This window comes from Vibrio genomosp. F10 str. ZF-129 (assembly GCF_000287055.2).
Classification (GTDB): domain Bacteria; phylum Pseudomonadota; class Gammaproteobacteria; order Enterobacterales; family Vibrionaceae; genus Vibrio.
In genome coordinates this window covers 1-19,889 of record NZ_AJYQ02000037.1, presented here as the reverse complement: position 1 = coordinate 19,889, position 19,889 = coordinate 1, and the positions used below count along the sequence as shown (strand labels likewise).

General features: G+C 41.8%; 20 protein-coding genes. 12 read left to right on the top strand and 8 right to left on the bottom strand.

What is annotated here, in order from left to right:
* The first annotated feature begins 139 nt into the window (after window positions 1-139).
* The 4 genes from A1QO_RS04960 (at window position 140) to A1QO_RS04945 (ending at window position 2,097) form a co-directional block, all read left to right on the top strand.
* Window positions 140-829, top strand: coding sequence for a pseudouridine synthase (locus A1QO_RS04960; RefSeq protein WP_017036750.1), 690 nt, complete (start codon window positions 140-142; stop codon window positions 827-829).
* 122 nt (window positions 830-951) lie between these two features.
* Window positions 952-1,257: a YkgJ family cysteine cluster protein gene (locus A1QO_RS04955; RefSeq protein ID WP_017037623.1), complete on the top strand. Its 306-nt coding sequence runs from the start codon at window positions 952-954 to the stop codon at window positions 1,255-1,257.
* 110 nt (window positions 1,258-1,367) lie between these two features.
* Window positions 1,368-1,850, top strand: coding sequence for a DUF1456 family protein (locus A1QO_RS04950; RefSeq protein WP_017037624.1), 483 nt, complete (start codon window positions 1,368-1,370; stop codon window positions 1,848-1,850).
* A 37-nt stretch (window positions 1,851-1,887) separates the two neighbouring features.
* Window positions 1,888-2,097 (top strand): DUF1289 domain-containing protein, encoded by a 210-nt coding sequence (locus tag A1QO_RS04945; RefSeq protein ID WP_017039723.1) that lies wholly within the window; start codon window positions 1,888-1,890, stop codon window positions 2,095-2,097.
* A gap of 109 nt (window positions 2,098-2,206) precedes the next feature.
* On the opposite strand, the gene A1QO_RS04940 is transcribed toward A1QO_RS04945, so the two are convergent.
* Both A1QO_RS04940 and A1QO_RS04935 read right to left on the bottom strand, forming a co-directional pair.
* Entirely contained in the window at window positions 2,207-3,331 is a 1,125-nt protein-coding gene (locus A1QO_RS04940) for a mechanosensitive ion channel family protein (protein WP_017040978.1), read from the bottom strand.
* Window positions 3,332-3,470: 139 nt separating this feature from the next.
* Window positions 3,471-3,911: a DUF2850 domain-containing protein gene (locus A1QO_RS04935; RefSeq protein WP_017039724.1), complete on the bottom strand. Its 441-nt coding sequence runs from the start codon at window positions 3,909-3,911 to the stop codon at window positions 3,471-3,473.
* A 365-nt stretch (window positions 3,912-4,276) separates the two neighbouring features.
* On the opposite strand from A1QO_RS04935, the gene A1QO_RS04930 reads away from it, so the two are divergent.
* Window positions 4,277-4,558: a pyrimidine/purine nucleoside phosphorylase gene (locus A1QO_RS04930; protein ID WP_017036755.1), complete on the top strand. Its 282-nt coding sequence runs from the start codon at window positions 4,277-4,279 to the stop codon at window positions 4,556-4,558.
* Between the two features lie 311 nt (window positions 4,559-4,869).
* Window positions 4,870-5,145: a hypothetical protein gene (locus A1QO_RS04925; protein WP_017039725.1), complete on the top strand. Its 276-nt coding sequence runs from the start codon at window positions 4,870-4,872 to the stop codon at window positions 5,143-5,145.
* 1 nt (window position 5,146) lies between these two features.
* On the opposite strand, the gene A1QO_RS04920 is transcribed toward A1QO_RS04925, so the two are convergent.
* Window positions 5,147-6,313 carry a GGDEF domain-containing protein gene (locus A1QO_RS04920; protein WP_017036757.1) on the bottom strand — a complete coding sequence of 389 codons (1,167 nt, stop codon included), beginning with the start codon at window positions 6,311-6,313 and terminating at the stop codon, window positions 5,147-5,149.
* Window positions 6,314-6,484: 171 nt separating this feature from the next.
* Entirely contained in the window at window positions 6,485-7,630 is a 1,146-nt protein-coding gene (locus tag A1QO_RS04915) for a DUF3541 domain-containing protein (protein WP_017039726.1), read from the bottom strand.
* 325 nt (window positions 7,631-7,955) lie between these two features.
* Between A1QO_RS04915 and A1QO_RS04910 the strand changes: the two genes are divergently transcribed.
* Window positions 7,956-9,317 (top strand): diguanylate cyclase, encoded by a 1,362-nt coding sequence (locus tag A1QO_RS04910; RefSeq protein ID WP_017036759.1) that lies wholly within the window; start codon window positions 7,956-7,958, stop codon window positions 9,315-9,317.
* A 65-nt stretch (window positions 9,318-9,382) separates the two neighbouring features.
* Here A1QO_RS04910 and A1QO_RS04905 read toward each other — a convergent pair whose 3' ends face one another.
* Entirely contained in the window at window positions 9,383-9,898 is a 516-nt protein-coding gene (locus tag A1QO_RS04905; protein ID WP_017037628.1) for a GNAT family N-acetyltransferase, read from the bottom strand.
* 481 nt (window positions 9,899-10,379) lie between these two features.
* Window positions 10,380-11,897, bottom strand: coding sequence for a DUF3612 domain-containing protein (locus tag A1QO_RS04900; RefSeq protein ID WP_069583227.1), 1,518 nt, complete (start codon window positions 11,895-11,897; stop codon window positions 10,380-10,382).
* Window positions 11,898-12,088: 191 nt separating this feature from the next.
* Here A1QO_RS04900 and A1QO_RS04895 point away from each other — a divergent pair, with 191 nt between their 5' ends.
* Together A1QO_RS04895 and A1QO_RS04890 are read left to right on the top strand one after the other, a co-directional pair.
* Window positions 12,089-12,658, top strand: coding sequence for a malate synthase (locus A1QO_RS04895; protein WP_017037629.1), 570 nt, complete (start codon window positions 12,089-12,091; stop codon window positions 12,656-12,658).
* 114 nt (window positions 12,659-12,772) lie between these two features.
* Entirely contained in the window at window positions 12,773-13,324 is a 552-nt protein-coding gene (locus A1QO_RS04890) for an ATP:cob(I)alamin adenosyltransferase (protein WP_017036763.1), read from the top strand.
* Window positions 13,325-13,421: 97 nt separating this feature from the next.
* Here A1QO_RS04890 and malK read toward each other — a convergent pair whose 3' ends face one another.
* A complete protein-coding gene (malK, locus tag A1QO_RS04885) occupies window positions 13,422-14,540 on the bottom strand; it encodes a maltose/maltodextrin ABC transporter ATP-binding protein MalK (RefSeq protein ID WP_017036764.1) in 1,119 nt (372 codons plus the stop codon).
* 815 nt (window positions 14,541-15,355) lie between these two features.
* On the opposite strand from malK, the gene malE reads away from it, so the two are divergent.
* The 3 genes from malE (at window position 15,356) to malG (ending at window position 19,093) form a co-directional block, all read left to right on the top strand.
* Window positions 15,356-16,537: a maltose/maltodextrin ABC transporter substrate-binding protein MalE gene (gene malE / locus A1QO_RS04880; RefSeq protein ID WP_017036766.1), complete on the top strand. Its 1,182-nt coding sequence runs from the start codon at window positions 15,356-15,358 to the stop codon at window positions 16,535-16,537.
* Between the two features lie 79 nt (window positions 16,538-16,616).
* Complete coding sequence (gene malF, locus A1QO_RS04875; RefSeq protein WP_017039783.1) at window positions 16,617-18,191, top strand: maltose ABC transporter permease MalF; 1,575 nt, start codon at window positions 16,617-16,619, stop codon at window positions 18,189-18,191.
* A gap of 11 nt (window positions 18,192-18,202) precedes the next feature.
* Window positions 18,203-19,093, top strand: coding sequence for a maltose ABC transporter permease MalG (gene malG / locus A1QO_RS04870; protein ID WP_017036768.1), 891 nt, complete (start codon window positions 18,203-18,205; stop codon window positions 19,091-19,093).
* 423 nt (window positions 19,094-19,516) lie between these two features.
* On the opposite strand, the gene A1QO_RS04865 is transcribed toward malG, so the two are convergent.
* Window positions 19,517-19,762 (bottom strand): hypothetical protein, encoded by a 246-nt coding sequence (locus A1QO_RS04865; protein WP_017036769.1) that lies wholly within the window; start codon window positions 19,760-19,762, stop codon window positions 19,517-19,519.
* Window positions 19,763-19,889: the final 127 nt, after the last annotated feature.

Here is a 19,889-nt window from a genome sequence, read left to right as displayed (position 1 = left end):
AAAATTCCTCCTTGTTCTCAAGCCTTTTTCTTGCGCTATTTCTGATCACTTACTTACTGTGATTGGTACGATTTAGTTCGATTAGTATTAGCTCAAGTAAACACGATAAACCGTCAAATAGACCTAGCGGAGTGCAAACATGCGTCTGGATAAATTTGTGTGTAAAAGTACCCTATTAGTCAAAGAGCAAGCCGCTGCGTGTATTAAACGTGGCGAGGTCATGATTAATGGCAGTGTATCAATTAATGAGGCGGCTCAAGTTCATGCTAACAATATTGTTACCTTGAATGGATGTATGCTAAAACCACGCCCATTTCGCTATATTCTAATGCACAAACCGGCCGGTACTATTTGCTCTAATATCGATGAAGTGTATCCGTCGCTATTCAATTACCTTGATGTAGACAATAAATCTGAACTCCACATTGCTGGTCGGCTTGATGCTGATACAACAGGTTTAGTGTTGATCACAGATGACGGACATTGGTCATTTAATATCACGGTGCCGACTAAGTTATGCCAAAAAGTGTACCGTGTTGGCTTATCGAAACCGATAGGCGATGATGTTGCAGAGAGATTTTTGTCGGGTATTCAACTACAAGGTGAACAAAATCTAACGCAACCCGCTGTTTTAGAAGAAATAAACGAAAAAGAAGTGTTATTGACCATCACAGAAGGGAAGTTTCACCAGGTTAAGCGAATGTTTTCTGCGGTGGGCAATAGAGTTGTTTCGCTGCACCGTGAGCGAATTGGCAAGATTCAACTCGATGTTGATCGCGGGGCGTGGCGCTATTTAACATCAAATGAAATCCAATCGTTTAATCAATAACACGAGCACGCAATATCATTATCATTAACAAGCAATATCACTAGAAAAATGAACTTCGATTAAGTGTTCAATATCAAGTACTATGCAGCCTTGATAGTACAGTAGTTAAGATCGAGAAACCGATGACGATAGCGATTAAAGATATAACGCCAGAACCAGAAATATTGTGCTCCAATTGTGAAGCGTGTTGCTGCCGTCTTGAAGTGGTGATTCTTACCGATACGGGTGTCCCAGAGCACCATATTGCCTATGATAAATGGGGGGGAGAAACCATGCTGCGCCTTGATGATGGTTGGTGTTCTGCGGTCGATCGAGAAACATTAATGTGCACTATTTACGAGAACCGACCTTTGATTTGCAGAGAATTTGAAATGGGTTCGTATGAATGCCGCGATGAAAGAGAGGAGCTGCTTTCTTCTAAACAATAGAATGAGGCGTATAATAATGTGTAGGGCAGATCGAGCTAACTCTGCTAAAATCGCCGCTCTTCCAGTAATCGTGTTGATTGTGCTGGGCTTACCTAAGACTAGGAACTATTTTGACCAATAATGATATTTTACGTCGCATCCGTTATACCTTTGATTTTAAAAACACCACAATGGTTGAGATCTTTTCTCTTGCTGATTTAGAAGTCACTGAAGAGCAAGTCGCGGGTTGGTTGAAAAAAGAAGAAGATGAGTCTTTTATCAAACTAGAAAATACAGACTTTTCTTCATTCTTGAATGGCTTGATTAATTTAAAACGTGGTAAGCGAGAAGGCGAGCAACCAAAGCCAGAAAGTAATTTGAACAATAATATGGTGTTCCAAAAATTACGTATCGCATTGAACTTAAAAGCAGAAGACATTTTAGATATTTTACAGCTTGTTGATTTTAGACTCAGCAAACACGAACTGAGCTCATTCTTCCGTAAGCCTGAAAATAAGCATTATCGAGAGTGTAAAGACCAAATCCTTCGTAATTTCCTTATGGGTGTACAGCGTCAACTGCGCCCGACTGATACCGCTGAATTTCAAGAGTAGTAACAGCTTCGCTTAATAAAACTAAGGTTCAGACGGTATGGATCCAAACCACTATTCAACCAAGCAATCAAAAAAACGTGTAGAAATAGAGTCACCTTGCACTCGTCACTGTTGTTTGAATGATAAGGACGTTTGTTTAGGTTGCTACCGAGCTTTGCAGGAAATCCTCGATTGGAGTTCAATGACTAATGAGCAAAAAGTTCACGTTAAGCAGCAATGTGAACTGAGAAAGCCAGCTGGTAATTAATGGCTTGTGAGAGCGAGAGTCATCAGGAACGAATAACCAAGAATTGCTCACTATATTTTGCTTGTCAGTGATAGCTGTATTCACCCTAGAATACAGCTATTTTTTTGATTTAAAGGTGAGCTTCTGGTTGGGTTAACTGGGTGGTTTCGGGCCGTTCCTTCAGGTTGACATCCAGAGGGTTGATATTCAGAGTCTGAGTTGGGAAGGCGATATCGGCATCGTGCTTGTGAATAATCGCTAGAATCTTCAGTAGCACATCTTGTTTTACCTCATGAAATCGAATCCAGTTTACGGTTTTCGTGAAGGTGTAGACCATAAGAACAAGAGACGAAGGCCCAAACGCGTTGAAATTGACGATCAAAGTTTGTTTACTGTCGATATCTGGGTGAGTCTTGAGCATGGTTTTTATGTCAGACACAATCAATGCGACTTTACTGCTGTCGTTATAACGAATCCCAATATCTTCTTTAATGCGTCTATTTTGCATTCTTGAAGGGTTCTCTACAACAATACTACTGAATACCGAATTTGGGACATACAGCGGTCGTTTATCAAATGTTCGAATAATGGTCATTCTCCAACCAATTCGTTCAACCGTACCTTCGATCTCTCGATCTGGCGAACGAATCCAGTCTCCCACTTTAAATGGGCGATCAAAGTAGATCATCATCCCACCAAAAAAGTTTGACAATAAATCTTTAGCTGCGAAACCAACGATTAAACCGCCAACACCACCAAATGTAAGCAGACCAGAAAGGCTGAGCCCGAATGCTTGCATTGTCGTCAATAAACCAATGGTAACAAAAAACAGCCGAGCCACTTTGGCTAGCGCTTGAACGGTCGTTTCATCCCGATTTTTTTTACTTAGGACATACTCTTCAACATTGTGTATGAGTCTCAGCGTTATCCAAACGAATACGCTGATCACCAAAATCAGCTTCAATGTATTTAGCCAGTTTAGGTCGCTTGAGAAATGGCCTTGTAGAAATACGCCTAAGGAAATCGTGGCAGGCCAACACCAGATGAGCGTACTAATCGGGGTTTTTAGCGCATCTAAGGTTAGGTTATCCCATTGGAATGATGTTTTTTCTGTCAGTGTTTCTAGACGAGTAAATAGAATACGCCATGTGATCCAAGCAAATAGACTTACCGCTGTAATGAAATAAATACTGCTCCCCTCGGTTTGGGGTAATGAGAGAACAAAATTGTGGATCTGTTGAAGGAATGCATACATTGCTATGATCTTTGTTAGTCAGTGTCTGTGATGATTATAAAGGGATTCTTCTGCATTAAACACCCTACTAACTCTTGATATTAAAATGGGTTAGGATATGAATGTGTTTGCTAAGGAAAGATGTTTGCAAAGAGCAGAATTACGGTTGGCTAAAATGTTCAGATAAAGCGGCTCGACGATTTTTTCCACCACCACTTTCGTTTGATACAGTGTCTTCGTAACCCTCTTTAATAAATCGCTTTGTTGGACTGTTAGGATAAATGCGTTTCAACTGGGGCGAATTTGGTGTCCCTGCTAATTCATAAATAAACATTCCCTTTCCTGTTTCTATTTCTATTTTTTCGCCGTTGAAATTGAACCTAGTTGTGATTAATCGCTTGTTCCGATACACACCGGAATCAGAAAGTAACAGTATATCGGTATCGTATTTTGGCGAGCCAATTTCTATCCAATTACCGTACACATGCTCAGGGTTAATAAAATTTTGATAACTGAAATAGATTAATGATGAAAATGAGACTGAAAGAATCGCCATGACAGAAAAAATGGCGCTTTTTATTATCTGCTCTTTGGTCATCATCGGTTTACGTTTCCTTTTTGGCGTCGCCTTGCGTGTTGGCTTCCCCCTGACTGTAGCCATGCTATGTACTCACATTAAAAATGACGATGAAAAGTCAGGTTGTCCTATATCTACTATTCAATCAAACAATAGATGAAAAAATATGATCTCTAGCCCAAATGCTCTACTTAAAGGATAGAGCGAAAGACGTCATTTTTCTGGATTTCTTAGCTTAGAGACATGTTCTGAGTCGTTCGGCACGGTTTATAAAAAGTATCAAAATAAAATTCTGTCTTGAGATCAATACCATAATTGGTTAAAACATAAGGCTAGCCGTTAAGGACATAGGGTTCTTAAAGGGAGCGGTATTTAGCAAGGAAGAATGAATGATCAAAGTAAACGAGTATTTTGACGGTGGCGTAAAGTCTTTAGGTTTTTCTCAGCAAAGCGCGGAAAGCAGTGTTGGGGTAATGGCTGAAGGGGAATACACATTTGGTACGAGTTCAGCTGAAAAAATGACGGTAGTTAAAGGGGCGCTAACCATTAAGCGTCGCGATGATGTTGATTGGGTTACCTTTCAGGAAGGGGAAGCATTTGACGTAGAGGGTAACTCCTCGTTTGATGTTAAAGTTGCAACTCCAACAGCGTATCTCTGTGAGTACCTATAATCTCAATGTATGAACGTAAAGAGTAGATACGTTCATAACCAGTAGATACGTTTGAAAACAGGTGGCAAGTTAGTTTAAGTACTTCATGATGGCCTTTTGATATATTTTGGAAAGACTCAGATTATCAAAGGTCATCATTTATGTTTATTGCTCACGGCTTAATATATGCATCGCTGGCAATGTTCAATTGAGCATTGTTTTTCTGTTACAAAAAACAGAGCAGAATTGCAGGTAGAGAATCCAAAAATTTCGCTGATTTATATAGTATTTACTACACTATATAGATGACCAAGTCGGCATAGGAGGTGTTCATGGCGGTAGTACCAAAGCAAAATGAATCTCAGCGCTACGATCCAAGTAAAGAACTAACGACAGAGCAAAGACAGCGATTTACGGACATAGCGAACAAAGCTCAGCAACGAAGAGAATATGAAAGAAAGCACTTGAGTGTCATCTCTGCGGCTCGTTCTGCTGCGACAAAAACAGTGATCAAACCACGGAAAGATAGCCCAAATACAGCACGTTATGTTATTTGGTTGATTGTAGCGGCTTTAGTGAGTTTGTGGGCCATGTATATGGCGGGTTAAGCTAAGGCGATAATGACTTTACTTGTTTCAGCGGAGTTACATTGTCTTGATCATGACCTTCTATGCTTTTTTCGGTAGGTTCATCGTGGTAATAACAATATTGGTTTTTACCTCGGTACTTCGCGGTGTACATTGCTTTATCGGCGCAGCGAGTGAGCTCTGATAGATTAGGTGCATCGGATGGATAAATAGCGGCCCCCACACTGACGGTTAAAGAGTTGATTCGTTGCTCAGTTTTATACTTGTCTGAGAATATATTACAGATCCTGTCGAGTATCCCATCTAGATCGTTACGTGATTTCACATCATAGAGAAGAATAACAAACTCATCTCCGGCAAAACGCGCGATGGAGTAATCGTTTTTATTGGTACGGCGATCTTTCGTTCGTATATTGTTTTTTAAACGACTCGCAAAGTTTTGTAGAACACGGTCACCGACATCGTGCCCATAATTATCATTAATACTTTTAAAGTTATCTATATCAATAAAGATAAGTGCGGTGATGCTCCCTTTAGCCGGTTCCGCTTTTAGTTTGTCAACCGCCCAGTTTTCAAAGCTCCATCGATTGGCCAGCCCTGTGAGTTGGTCCATGTAAGCTAAGCCTTCGATTCCTTCTTTATATAAGCTCTGAATATAGTTAACCGCTTTAGCATAGTAATAAGACGACGTATTACAGATCACCAAAACCGCAAAAAGACTGAACAATATAGTATCAATAGAATAGTCACTCGGCAGGACAAGATTTCCTGGGGATAGAGCTGAAAACAAAACGATCAGAAAAAACGAGCAACTGAAAAGCAAACCGACTTTAAACTGGTTTATGAAGGTAATCGAAGCAATAATTGGAAACAGCCATAATATTCGGTTTTCTATGGCTTCACCATAGAGAAGAAGCACCAGTGCTTGTAACAGTAGCACACCACTGAGGATCATTTCTGAATGGTTAGATGTCGGATGTTTAAGCAAATAACGAACATTAGCAACGATAATCAGCAACGTTGATAGATTAAAAAAGCCAAAGAAGTAGCGGTGGTGTAGAAAATGCCCAAAGGCGTAGTAGCTTAGAAACACACCCACAATAATAGAAGAAATAAGCACAATCCTACGCTGCCTTGATGAGCGCATATTCGCCATTTCTTCTAAATGTCGTCCAACCAGTTGGGGCATTGTTTTTCGCCTAAATAACTATCGCATTCGATCTATTAAAGCGTAGATTAAAATTGAAATTTGACCAATTTTGAATGTGAGAGCAGTCACGTTATTTTGATACCATCAGTTAATTAATAGGGATCAGCCCTGTATGTGCGTTTTCCGTTTGAACTCTTTGGATTGGTGTGATTATTTTCCCGTTAGGCCATAAGGCATATTATTGAATAGGTTTTTATGCTGATTAAAGACGGGTGCCGTATGCGGACCCTGCCAATCGAGCAACATGATGGCTAAAACATTACGATGTTCGCCATAACTCAAATCAAAGTCTCCTTTTGTGGATGGAATCATGCCTTTATCTTTATTCACAGCTCCTTGAATCGCTTGCCTGGTCTTTTCAACGACAGGGTCGTCCTCTAACCCTGCGAGCAAAAATGCGATACCCACTTCGGCTATAATGTCTTCTTTGGTGCGCAATAAAATGGTATCGATATTGTCTCGAAAATAATCATAAATCCACTGGTGGCTCACTTCATTGACAGGCTTTTGATAATACTGCGAGTCAGCAAAAATGATATGCGTCATGCCATAAATCTTATTTCCATACTGCTGTGATGTGAGTTGTTTGTCTTCATAATCTGGATAGGTAGAGCGAAATGCAGTAGTAAATTCCTCAACGACATCTTGTTCTTGTAACTGTCTTAACCAATAGACTTGATTCGCTAATTGCGCTGCCCATGCTTTTATCATGTCAGGGTTTGTTGCATAGAGATTAAAATCGTATCGACGTAAAACTTCACGCAGTTTTTTATCATCTTGATGCTTGAGGCCATATTCATTTGCTCTGGCCATTGAACCCAGTAAATCGACACCTAAATACAGGTATTCAGGGTGATGAAGAGTCGTGTTGTAACGACGAATGCTTCTTTCATCCGTTTCCCCAAGATAGCTTTTTAGGCGGTTTTCTGAATACAAAATGATTTGCTCAGCGGTGTGCACTTCTTGTGAAAACCGGTTGAGTCGGCTGGCAACCCTAGCCATGTCACTCCATATAGCCCCAGCATATTTTTCGTCTAAGGTTTGTCGGTACATACGTAAGCCGAAATGTCCTTTTTTAAATGCTGAAAGGGTATAGAGTTGGGATTCGTAAGTCTCCCTGATGAGAGTTGCAGACTCCTGATAGCGACTTGCCTTAAACCCATTGTCAGACAACGATGTGGGTATGCTTCTATTCTCAATAGCGTTTGATTGAGCCTTGACCCCATCGACAAAAATAACCCCAATGATCAACAGCCCAGCGATAATCACTGCATTGATATTTTTAACATTGAGCATGGTGATTCTTCCTTTTTATTAGTGTCCTCAACGTATCAGCCATGATAAATTTTGTTGTAAGTATTGTGTCAGGGTTTGTTTCGTTAAAGACAATTTATCGATCACAACCTTTCGATAATCATCGGCCACACAGATTAGGGAATTGATAAGTAGTAGGTATAAAAGACGAAGGTAATGTCGCTAAGTCGTCGTGTTAGTTACGCAAAATACGATTATACGCCTATTCTAATAGGACTGAATGTGGATGAGGTGGTCATGTGAAGAGTCGGTCTAATTGTTCTGTGTTTTTAAGTGTTTGTCGGATTGTATGTAATCAGAGGTGTTCATGAAGCTGAAAGGACGAAATCGACATTATATTTTTTTGGTTTTTATCCTTTATGTCTTCACAGCCATTGCCTCGATTGAATGGATTAATCGAGGCCAAAATAATTACTTGTACAGTGATCTTTTAACACGAGCAAAAGAAGAGTTGTCAATTGTTCGAGCACAGCTTGAGGCCGCGATTTTGGCCGATATTTATGAAACGAAAAGCCTCAGTGCATTGATAACAGTGAATCCCGAATTTGATACGAAAAGTTGGCGCGCGCTGGCGACGAATATTCTAAGAGAAGGGAAGCACATACGTCTTATAGGGTTAGCCCCCGACGATGTTGTTCGCTTTGTTCATCCAGAAAAGGGAAATCAACAGGCTCTCAACTTAGACTACAAAACGGTGCCTGCACAGTGGAATTCGATTAAGAAAGCCCATGATCTTCAAGATGTGTTTATTGCAGGTCCTGTAGACTTAGTGCAAGGAGGACGAGCGGTAATAGCGAGAATTCCGATATTTACCGACCCACCGTTTAATAAAGAGTATTGGGGAGTTAGCAGCATTGTCATTGACCTCAATTCACTTTTTCATAGTGTCGGTGTCGAGTCATTGAGTCATAAGTATCAATTGGCTATTCAAGGGTTAGACAGTATGGGAAAGTATGGTGAGGTGTTTTTTGGTCGATCAGCGTATTTAGATGACGCATTTGGTACTGCAACCGTGCGTTTTCCCCATGGTAGTTGGGAGCTCGTTGCATCATTTAGGGAAAATCCGTTGTCTCATCTTCCATGGTATAGGGCCAATATTGCTCGCCTAATTGGCTACCCTATTACGCTACTATTGACCTTCTCGCTTTTTGTCATTTACCGCCAATATACAATGGCCCACAAGCGTTCACTTCATGATGAACTCACAGGGTTACCTAATCGTCGCTATTTCATGTACACACTAGACAATCTTTTTAAAGATTGCGCACAAACAGAGAACAGCACCTTCGCGGTACTGAATATTGATCTTGATGGTTTTAAGATGATTAATGATACCTACGGCCATGCTGCTGGCGATAAAGTCTTGGTGGTGTGTGCCGAAAGGTTGAAAAGTGTGTTGCGTTCATCCGATTTGGTCGCTCGGGTGGGGGGCGATGAGTTCTTGGTGATTTTGTCTCGCATCTCTAACCCGAATGATGTCGACATTGTCAATATAGCGCTGCACAAAGCACTCTGCCAAACCCCAGTGATTTATGGTCAGCACTTGATCAATATTAGAGCCAGTATTGGTCATGCCTTGTACAGTGATGATTATCTCGATGCGGAAATGCTGTTAAAAGTGACCGATGAACGGATGTATCAGCAAAAACGTCGCCAGCTTGGAACATAAAAAATTGCTGCATGGTCTCCAAACTGAATGTGAGAATGATGGAAGCCAGTCGGCTAGAAAAGTAGTTAAAGCTGTTTTTGATACTCAATGCAGTGGATTAACTTACCGTTTAATCGAGTGTAATTGGAATGAGTTCGAGTTTGTCTAAACTGGTTATTAGTGAGTGTCCGTTGCGATGCAATGTTATTGGTTGCAGCAAGGGCAATTAATCGTTTTAACGAATAATCTTCCTTACAAAGAATCGCGATTTTTCTGGTCGCTAAAGTTGCAATACCAAGCCCCGTTTTATTTTGTGCGATTCGGTACCCGAGATGCGCAGAACCCTCATCTAAGTCCAAATTATGTAGATTAATTCGACCGACGATTTCCCCTTGAGCACTCTTAATAAGCATTGGAAGCATTTCGTTGGACTGGTGAAGTGTTAGACAATCGTCAATGTGTTGAGTGAGACCGCTGTCGGAATAAAAGCCGGTTTCTCGCGCAGGAACATAAGATTCAAACCAAGTTTGATTCATTTTTTCAAACTCGAGAAGTGCGCTGTGGTCATTGTGAGAGAGTAGCTCTAGATTGGGTGGTGTCACTTCTTAGTTCCCATTGGGCTCTGGATGAGTCAAAAGTATACTAATAACCACATAAAATTGTTAGGGCGTCTAGGGGGGGGTGATATTTGCATTTTGATATTTGCATTTTGCAATTTAATCCTATTATGAAACTGCCTTATGCATTGTGTTGGCCTGAATCTGGTTGTTTTATCGACAATAAGCAGGTTTTTTCGTGTTTAAAAAGTTGGCACACATACTGCTATATAAAGATTGACCCTTCTTAAGCCGAGGGTCACCTAGCCAACTGACGTTGTTAGTGAACGCATTTTTGTTCACAGATATATATAGCCAATCCCCACTTATTTTGGGATTGGCTTTTTTCTTTTCTGGCTGACCATTTTATTCATTTCCTACTTAAAGGCCTCATTATCTCAAGGTCTCATTATATCAAGGTCTAAAGCTGAAAACGCTTAACTGTCGTATGGCTTAACTCATGTGTATGGCCTAATTTTCTTAGGACTTAATTGCCACATGGCTTATAGCAGCTAGGTTGTCGTGGACACACTGCGCCGCGAGAACAAATTACCCGAGCATCCGATTCAATGCCTCTTTCAATCCAATTGATATTGAGTATTTTAGCAATGGTTGTGAACTCCTTTTTAATATAATGCGGAATAGCAGCACTACCTCCTTTGGAAACGCACAGTGACTTGAGGTCTTCCGCAATAGAGCGCGCGTCTCCTCCTTGCGCATCAATGGCGGGATTAAGATCAATCCCTGCACACAACACCCGATTGTTACCCGCTGGATCGGTCATATTGACCGATTCACAACAATAAATCCTAGGTTCATCACCCACGTTAAGAATTGAGATTTGCGCTGAACTGTGGCTCTTCGGCTCAGATAGACGTCTGAAAACCGCCCAGTGCTGACAAGGGTCGTTGACCTTTCGCATGTTCCCCCAAGGCAGAGGGATACCATTTCCGCGGTACACGGCTTTGAGTTTATTTTGCCCGTATGCATCGAAATAGTGCCAATGTGGGTAGGGAGAAACGACCGTCATTCGGCGCATCGCCACGGAAGGTGAAACCCCCGCTTTCTGATGCACATCAATTTCATAACCACTGCGATCAAGCAACTGCCTAAACGGGACTTTTGGGCAGAGTAAAGCACCGGCAAAAAAGCTGGATTCAAAATCACGCCACGCTTGCAGGATATCCTGAGAGTTAAGTTCAGAGGTAGGGCTAGGGCTTGTTGTTTCCTCCCAGCTATTGGTGTGACCCACAGAGAGAACACTTTTTAGCCCTTCTTTTCGGTGCAAAATACAATGACCAATATAAACAGCGAGATCATATTTAAGACGAGTCGGGTACTCTTTAAGTATCTCATTGAGGTAAATTGTGCTGGGCGCTTCAAAAAATGAGGTCACTAATTGCTTAGCGCTAACGCCAAGTTCATCAACCACATCTTGAGGCGTTCGAGTTATCCAACGAATTCTGACACCCAGGTTTTTCGCTATGTCGATAAGGTCTTCAATCGCAAGGTTAAGTCTTTTTAACCCCACTTCTTCGGCGGCACGTTCGAGGTGAGGAAAGTGGTTCTGATTACTTTCTTGGTGAGCGCGAATCAATAGATGGGCAAATTGACGGCCAGTGATCCCAGTTTGGGAGAGCATCTCAGGAATCGCAATTTGTAAAATGTCATTGGAAAATAAAAAACTAGGTTCAAGTGCCATCCCACTGATCCCACCTCGATTTCCTTTGTCAGGCGTAATTGCGCTTTGTTCCGGTTCATCATCGAGAAACCAGCGTGGATCTTTTTGAAAAACTTCCGCAATGACTTCTAACATGTCAACACTGGGTACACGCTTTCCTCGCTCTATCATCGAGAGGTAAGAAACCGATGGGGCGTACTCGGGATTCACCCGTATGCACCTCGCAGAGAGATCTTCCATAGTTAAGTGATTGCGTTTCCTCAGGTTTCTAATCTTAGTACCTAGGAAATGAGACTGACGAACTAAGCTTTTTGATAGAGACATTTTGTAAAATTCACATTGTAAAATTTTTGTTGTGAAATTGTAGTCAAAAATTCGCTAATCTTCCAAGTAAGCAAAGTCACATATTTACCGAGAACCGAAAGTAAATTTTGAATATTTGCTCTAGATAGGACAATTTTGGTAGTACTAACCAATGACTACCACACTGAATGAGTTTTACAGAGGGAAAGACTATGAATATGCTTAGATTCGATAAAAAACAGACAAATACAAATAACAAGCCATTTATCGCTGAAGCTGTCTTTGCCGTAGAGACAATCAGTGCTAATCAGCAAAGTGAAAAACAGGTGAAAGCAAAACAACTCCTCGATAGCCTATTTCCGCTGGAGAATGGCTCTCATCAAGACGTAACCGGCTATATGATTGATTACCGACATATGGTTGCCTATTTCAAAGATGGCTCTCACAGCGGTTTAGAGAGCAATAAACATTTTGTTGCTTACACAGGTGAAAAAGAAGACCCATGCTCTATCTTGTTCAAAGATGGAAATGGAAGCCATGTCGATGTATTGCTTGGATGTCACAAAGGAACGGGTTGTGTTGAGCTTATTGAGATTGATGATATTCAGTTGGAAACGTGCACTACCTTTACACAACCAAGAAGTGAGATGGCCGCGATGCGTCACTGGATTAGCCTGGTACAAGGTGATGAAAAAGGAAAACCAAGGGCGTGCAGTGAAGATAAAGAATACACCAGTAAAAGCGGGGAAGACTACACGTTAGACTATTGCTACAATATGTAATTAAATAGTTGTTTCGTTGATATATTTTTAGCTAATGGTCGATTAGCTCAGATAAAACGCTCACTTTTTAGCTTAGGTAATTAGTGGGCGTTTTTGTATGCGTAAGGAATGCGAGTGAAACCAGTCAGTAAAGCAGATGGTGAGATCTGTTACCCATTTATCTATGAAGATAGCCCTGTGTGTGATTTTGAAATCATCACCGATGAACTGTGCAGTCGAATTGGCGTCGTACTCACCTACGATCTGGATGAAATCAGCCGCGACGTGTTACAGCGAGTACAACCCAATGTCTATCATTTAAACGGGTCTGTACGAGGAAAACTGGCGATTACCGACATTGAACTCACCGAATTGTACCGAGACTATGAACATCTTCGTTCATTACTTCAGGGGGGATTCAAAGGTTTTGTTTTACCGGGAGGAGCGCGAGCTGCGAGTGAGCTTCATTTGTGCCGTTGTAACGCGAAGAAGATAGTAAGGGCACTAGTAGCCATTGAACATTCAGGTAAAAAACAGCCTGATCCTATTCTGTTTCGTTACGCTAACCTGCTCGCCAATGTGATGTATACGCTCGCTTCTTACATTAATTTTATTACGAGCACCCAAGAAGTGGAGTTTGTCAGTAAAAGCTATCCGATGCCGAAAAAACAGGCCAATAAGGATTGATGCATTTTTGTCGATGCTGACCTTTAATAAGAAAACCCCAAGAGGTGAAAGTCTTGGGGTTTTTTTTTGATGTTAATTGTCTCATCGTTAGAGACGATTAATCGAGTTTCATGCCTTCTTCTTTATACAGGCGGCGGCAAGCGTTTCCATTACTATGGAATAAGTGGCAGCGATGAGCAGGAATGCCAATTTCGAGTTTGTCACCCACTTCGACGGGTAACGTATCAGGCTGACGGAAGTTCACATCCGCATCTGCGCCTTCTAGGTTAAGGTAAACTTGAGTTTCGTTGCCTAGTTTTTCTACAATCATCACATCCCCTTCGATTGAACCATCACCATCTGACGCTGTAAGCAAATGTTCAGGGCGTATCCCCATCGACATTCTGTCGCCACGGTTAACGGTCGTACCATCCACTGGAATCCAGAAAGACATACCATTAGAAAGCTGAACTTTTACTCTTTCGGCTTCAACTTCTTCAATGAATACGCTCATGAAGTTCATTTTTGGTGAGCCAATAAACCCAGCGACAAAGCGATTTTTTGGGTAGTGGTAAAGCTCTAGTGGTCGACCAACCTGAGAGACGAAACCGTCATCAAGCACGACGATTTTATCGGCCATTGTCATGGCTTCAACTTGATCATGGGTCACGTAAATCATTGTACAGCCGAGTTTGCGCTGTAGCTTGGTGATTTCTGAGCGCATTTGTACTCGAAGTGCCGCATCGAGATTTGATAAAGGCTCATCAAGCAAAAAGACGTTAGGTTGTGAAACTAAAGTTCGACCGATAGCCACGCGCTGACGTTGCCCACCAGAAAGTGCTTTAGGCTGTCGTTCTAATAGGTGAGTCAGTTGTAAGATATCAGCGGCATGTTCGACGCGCTTGTCGATTTCTTTTTTATCCGCTTTAGCTAATTTGAGGCCAAATGACATGTTGTCAAAAAGGTTTAGGTGTGGGTACAAAGCATAAGACTGGAAAACCATCCCAACGCCTCGTTTAGAAGGCTCAATGTCATTCATGCGTTCATTGCCAATGTATAAATCGCCAGAAGTAATGTCTTCTAGGCCTGCAATACAACGAAGTAGAGTGGATTTACCACAGCCCGATGGGCCAACAAAAACGACGAACTCGCCTTCTTTTATTTCTAGATCAACATTTTTTGAAATCAAAACATCGCCATACGCTTTACATACATTTTTTAACGTGACATTCGTCATCTAGCTCGTCCTCGATTAATCTAATTCATTAACGGCTGCCAGTGTTTAAGGTAGAGGTGGCAACCATTGTTTTAATATTCTTTTTTTAATGTAATTTTTGTCACTGAGTGCATTTTGTCACTGAGTACAGTGGAATCCCGAACTTTTAGTTCAATGAGTCTATCGTAACTTGCATCGTTGCTCGTTTGTCTGACACATTTTAGGCATTTGAGTAAGAAAAAGGGGTGAGAATACTCACTGTCGATACAGTATAAACAGACCGATACGTATCCTCACCCATCAAAGCCAATATTTGGTTTCCATCCCCCGTTAATATTTGATGCAGCTTTAAATCGGCTCAAAGAGTCGTACTCTTTATCGCATTGAACTAAGGCATAAACATATCTCAAATAACTGGAAACCAAATCGGCATTGTAAGCCAGTGCTAAATTTAACATTCAAACAACTGGAAAGGGTTCCTACTATCCACTCTTGGATGACTTAAGTTTCATCATTTTTGAGTGTGAATACATCCTCCTAGCTACAAATTGTCTAGGGGGAGTAGTAAAGGATGAGCGATATATTGAGCTTAAATTAAGAGAGCGATCTAGCTCAAATAAATAGCTGGTTCATCAGTGAGATGAATCACAGAAAGTGTCACTTTTGTGATGGTTGTCCTCATGGTGAGGCGCTAAGGATCACGAAAATGAGCCATAATAGTGAGGGCGTAGAGAGTAGGAGGATGAGACGGCCCCTTTTTTCTAAGATTATGTATGTCGAAATACGGCAAACCTCTTGGTAAGCCCTACAACACAAAAATAAAAAAGGATATAGACATGAAAAATGCCCTAAGCACAGTAGCGCTGAGTACACTCGTTGCTCTTGGCTCTTTTGGTGCGCACGCTGCTATCGAAGAAGGTCAACTAACTATCTGGATTAACGGTGATAAAGGTTATAACGGACTTGCTGAAGTAGGTAAGATGTTTGAAGAAGACACGGGTATTAAAGTAACCGTTGCTCACCCTGATGGCTTGCAAGATCGTTTCCCACAAGTAGCGGCAACAGGCGACGGCCCTGATATTGTGTTTTGGGCGCATGACCGTTTTGGTGGCTATGCTCAATCTGGTTTGCTAACGGAAGTTACCCCTTCAAAAGAAATTAAAGAAGGCATCGTTGATTTTGCATGGGATGCAGTGAAATATGATGGGAAACTGATTGGTTACCCAGTTGCGATTGAAGCACTGTCTCTTATCTACAACAAAGATCTGGTCCCTAACCCACCTAAAACATGGGAAGAAGTTGAAGCGCTTAACGCTAAACTAGCGAAAGACGGTAAAACAGCCATCATGTGGAACTTGAAAGAACCTTACTTCACATGGCCTTTAATGGCCGCTGATGGTGGTTACGCATTTAAGTACGGCGCTGAAGGTTACAATGTAAAAGATGCGGGTATCGCTGTTGATGGTGTTAAAGATTCAATGAACTTCGTTAAAGGTCTAGTCGATAAAGGTGTTATCTCAGCAGACATGGACTACTCAGTATCTGAATCTGCGTTTAACCAAGGTAAGACGGCTATGACGATTAATGGTCCTTGGGCTTGGGGTAACATCGAGACTTCCGGTATCAACTATGGCGTTACGACACTGCCTAAGTTCAACGGTCAATCTTCTAAGCCATTCGTTGGCGTATTAACCGCGGGTATCAGTACGGCTTCTCCAAACAAAGATCTAGCGGTTGAGTTTCTAGAGAACTACCTACTGACGAACGATGGTTTACGTAAAGTAAACGATGACAAGCCGCTTGGTGCTGTTGCTCTTAACTCATTCCAGCGTGAACTTGATGCAGATAAGCGCATTGCAGCGACGATGGATAACGCAATGAACGGTGAAATTATGCCGAATATTCCTCAAATGAATGCTTTCTGGGGCAGTGCTAAGAGCGCTATCATTAACATTGTCGATGGTCGCCAAACGGTTGATGAAGCGTTAGCCGACGCTGAAAAACAGATGACAAAGTAACTGGTAACACCGTTTTAAGGAGAGGGTAACCTCTCCTTCATTTCTATTTTTTCTATTATTATCGCTAGCAGGTTTCTCTATGCAGTCAGTTCAAAGCACAGATGCTATGACATCAGCAACAACGGATTTACCGACCAGCAAGAGTGTATTCATTAAATGGGCACTTTTAGGTTCGTTGGGCATCGTAAATGGTTATGCAACCATATTAATGTATTCTCGTGGTGAACTCGCGTTTGCACTCCTTACTGTTATTCTTACCGCACTTGCTCTGTATATCTTTGGCAGTAAAAAAACGTACGCTCACCGCTACATCTATCCGGGTATCGCCGGAATGATCTTATTCATCATTTTCCCACTGGTGTATACTGTTGGCCTTGCTTTTACTAACTACAGTGCAAAAAATCAGCTCTCATTCGAACGCGCCCAGACAGTACTGTTAGACCAAACTTACCAAAGTGGTGAAAGCTACCCATTCACGCTGTATAGCACAGAGAATGGTCACCGTATTGCGGTACAAAAAGGTGAGCAGCTGCTTGCAACGGATCACTTTGATTTGGCGTCGTTGTCCGTAACCGATATGAACCTTTCCATTGTCGAATCGGTGCCTGGCGACAAAGAGAAAATAAAAACGATTGTTCAGAATCGAAGCTCCCTGAGTCGTGTCGACTTACACCTACCAACAGGTGAAGACATCCGCATGAGCGGATTAAGAAAATTTGCCGCAGTGGTTCCTCTGTATACATTGCAAGAAGATGGAACCTCTCTTGTGAGTAATGAAACCGGCGCCATTCTTCGTCCTAATATGGACACAGGCTTTTATCAACCGGTCGATGAAATGGGCCAATTCACTGGCTCTACCGTTGCGCCAGGATTCATCGTCGACATTGGTACGCATAACTTCGAACGTGTCTGGAAAGACGATGGAATTAAAGAACCGTTCATCAGTATTTTCATCTGGACTGTTCTATTCTCGGTCATCTCAGTTGTCGCAACATTGATTATTGGCCTGATTTTAGCCAGTGTTGTTCAGTGGGAAGCGTTGAAAGGGCGTGCTATTTACCGCGTACTGCTGATTTTGCCTTATGCCGTACCCGCGTTCATCTCTATCCTCATCTTTAAAGGCTTATTTAACCAAAGCTTCGGTGAGATCAACATGGTCTTACAGTCCATTTTTGGCATCAGCCCAGCTTGGTTCTCTGACCCATTCTTAGCGAAAACCATGGTGTTGATTGTTAATACGTGGCTAGGTTTTCCTTACATGATGATTCTCTGTATGGGGCTATTAAAAGCGATTCCAGAAGACCTATATGAAGCCTCTGCGATTGACGGTGCAAACTTCTTCCATAATTTTACGAAAGTAACGCTGCCGTTGATGATCAAACCGTTAACCCCGCTTCTTATCGCTGCGTTTGCGTTTAACTTCAATAACTTTGTAATGATTCAGCTGTTAACTCAAGGTGGCCCAAATATGATTGGAACCTCTGAGCCAGCAGGTTACACCGATCTACTCGTCAGCTACACCTACCGAATCGCCTTTGAAGGCGCGGGTGGCCAAGACTTCGGTTTGGCAAGCGCCATTGCCACACTGATTTTCTTACTCGTCGGTGGACTGGCATTACTCAACTTACGCTTTACTAAGCTATCTCAGGATTAAGGATATTTATAATGGCAATGGTACAAGGTAAATCCTTAAAATATCGTGTTTGGGCAACGCATATCGCGCTGTGGCTATTTTTGGCTATGATTATATTCCCATTACTGATGGTGATTGCGATTTCGTTCCGAGAAGGTAACTTCGCAACGGGTAGTTTAATTCCAGAAAACCCATCACTTGAGCATTGGAAGTTAGCATTAGGCTTTACGGTCACTCATGCCGATGGCTCGGTAACACCACCACCGTTCCCTGTATTAACGTGGTTGTGGAACTCTGTCAAAGTAGCGGGCATTACCTCTTTGCTAATCGTGACACTGTCTACGACGTCAGCGTACGCGTTTGCAAGAATGCGTTTTAAAGGTAAGAATACTATCTTGAAAGCTATGATGATCTTCCAGATGTTCCCAGCAGTCCTTGCACTGGTAGCCATCTACGCGTTGTTTGACAAGCTAGGGCAGTACATTCCATTCCTAGGGTTAAACACGCATGGTGGTCTGATTTTCTCTTATCTAGGCGGGATTGCGTTGCATGTTTGGACGATCAAGGGATACTTTGAATCCATCGATAATTCATTAGAAGAAGCGGCTGCTTTAGACGGAGCGACTCCGTGGCAGGCCTTTAGATTAGTGTTATTACCACTGTCAGTACCAATTCTAGCGGTTGTGTTTATTTTGTCGTTTATTATGGTCGTAGGGGAAGTTCCTGTAGCATCTTTGTTACTTTCTGATGTAGACTCATATACGTTAGCAGTTGGAATGCAGCAGTATTTGTACCCTCAGAACTATTTGTGGGGAGATTTTGCAGCAGCAGCAGTGCTTTCTGCACTACCAATTACTATTGTATTTTTACTTGCACAACGTTGGCTTGTCGGAGGACTTACCGCTGGCGGTGTGAAAGGATAATAATAATTAGGGCGACCCATTAGGATCGCCCATTTGTCCTTAACTTAACACTTTCAGGTTTGGCCGCCGATCCGTTAAGTCTAAGAGCAGTTCTGGCGTTACGCATAGCTGGCTGTTAGCTTGATTCCTTACTAAAAAACTCACTAACAGTTTTTGTAACCAAAACCCGAGCATCGCTTGGGTTTTTTTATATCTATAGGTTGAGTAAGTCTATAGAAAGTGCAATCAGGATTGACTTAAGACGCCTCGTTAAGTTTGTCCTTAATGCGAAAATGAGTATACGAGCTAACAGAACTCAGAACAGCTTATGGGTTATATGATGCGAGTGATCCTGAAAATGAAGGTGCAATAGAAGAATGGGTTACAAACAAATGTGAGGCAATTAGTGCTTTGTAGGGCTAGTAATTCAATATTGGTATGGCTTCAAAGCTCTCTGCTTGATGGTGCCCAACCTAAATATTGAAGTAACACATAGATACTTTCTTGCTTTAACGCGACTTTTCTAAAGAGGTCTGCGAAGGTATCATCCCCACCAAAGCAGGCTTGGATATAATGATTAATTTCTGAGGCATCATAGCCTTCGACGTACATGGTACGTACCCATTGATACTCGACGGCTTTGAGGTTGTTCACGGTTGCCTCACATAGCGTTATCTTTTCAAGGTTCAAGCACTTATCCTTTCAGCGTAGTATCAATATTGATAGCGAATTAGAGCAAACTTAGATGAAAGAAAAATGACATTGATTGAATATAATAGAAAAAATGATACCAATCACAGTAAGTAAATGATCAGAA

Coding starts and splice junctions, on each gene's coding strand:
- A1QO_RS04960 (WP_017036750.1), top strand. CDS start 140: ATGCGTCTGGATAAATTTGTGTGTAAAAGTACCCTATTAGTCAAAGAG.
- A1QO_RS04955 (WP_017037623.1), top strand. CDS start 952: ATGACGATAGCGATTAAAGATATAACGCCAGAACCAGAAATATTGTGC.
- A1QO_RS04945 (WP_017039723.1), top strand. CDS start 1,888: ATGGATCCAAACCACTATTCAACCAAGCAATCAAAAAAACGTGTAGAA.
- A1QO_RS04940 (WP_017040978.1), bottom strand. CDS start 3,331: ATGTATGCATTCCTTCAACAGATCCACAATTTTGTTCTCTCATTACCC.
- A1QO_RS04935 (WP_017039724.1), bottom strand. CDS start 3,911: ATGATGACCAAAGAGCAGATAATAAAAAGCGCCATTTTTTCTGTCATG.
- A1QO_RS04930 (WP_017036755.1), top strand. CDS start 4,277: ATGATCAAAGTAAACGAGTATTTTGACGGTGGCGTAAAGTCTTTAGGT.
- A1QO_RS04925 (WP_017039725.1), top strand. CDS start 4,870: ATGGCGGTAGTACCAAAGCAAAATGAATCTCAGCGCTACGATCCAAGT.
- A1QO_RS04920 (WP_017036757.1), bottom strand. CDS start 6,313: ATGCCCCAACTGGTTGGACGACATTTAGAAGAAATGGCGAATATGCGC.
- A1QO_RS04915 (WP_017039726.1), bottom strand. CDS start 7,630: ATGCTCAATGTTAAAAATATCAATGCAGTGATTATCGCTGGGCTGTTG.
- A1QO_RS04910 (WP_017036759.1), top strand. CDS start 7,956: ATGAAGCTGAAAGGACGAAATCGACATTATATTTTTTTGGTTTTTATC.
- A1QO_RS04900 (WP_069583227.1), bottom strand. CDS start 11,897: ATGTCTCTATCAAAAAGCTTAGTTCGTCAGTCTCATTTCCTAGGTACT.
- A1QO_RS04895 (WP_017037629.1), top strand. CDS start 12,089: ATGAATATGCTTAGATTCGATAAAAAACAGACAAATACAAATAACAAG.
- malK (WP_017036764.1), bottom strand. CDS start 14,540: ATGACGAATGTCACGTTAAAAAATGTATGTAAAGCGTATGGCGATGTT.
- malE (WP_017036766.1), top strand. CDS start 15,356: ATGAAAAATGCCCTAAGCACAGTAGCGCTGAGTACACTCGTTGCTCTT.
- malF (WP_017039783.1), top strand. CDS start 16,617: ATGCAGTCAGTTCAAAGCACAGATGCTATGACATCAGCAACAACGGAT.
- malG (WP_017036768.1), top strand. CDS start 18,203: ATGGCAATGGTACAAGGTAAATCCTTAAAATATCGTGTTTGGGCAACG.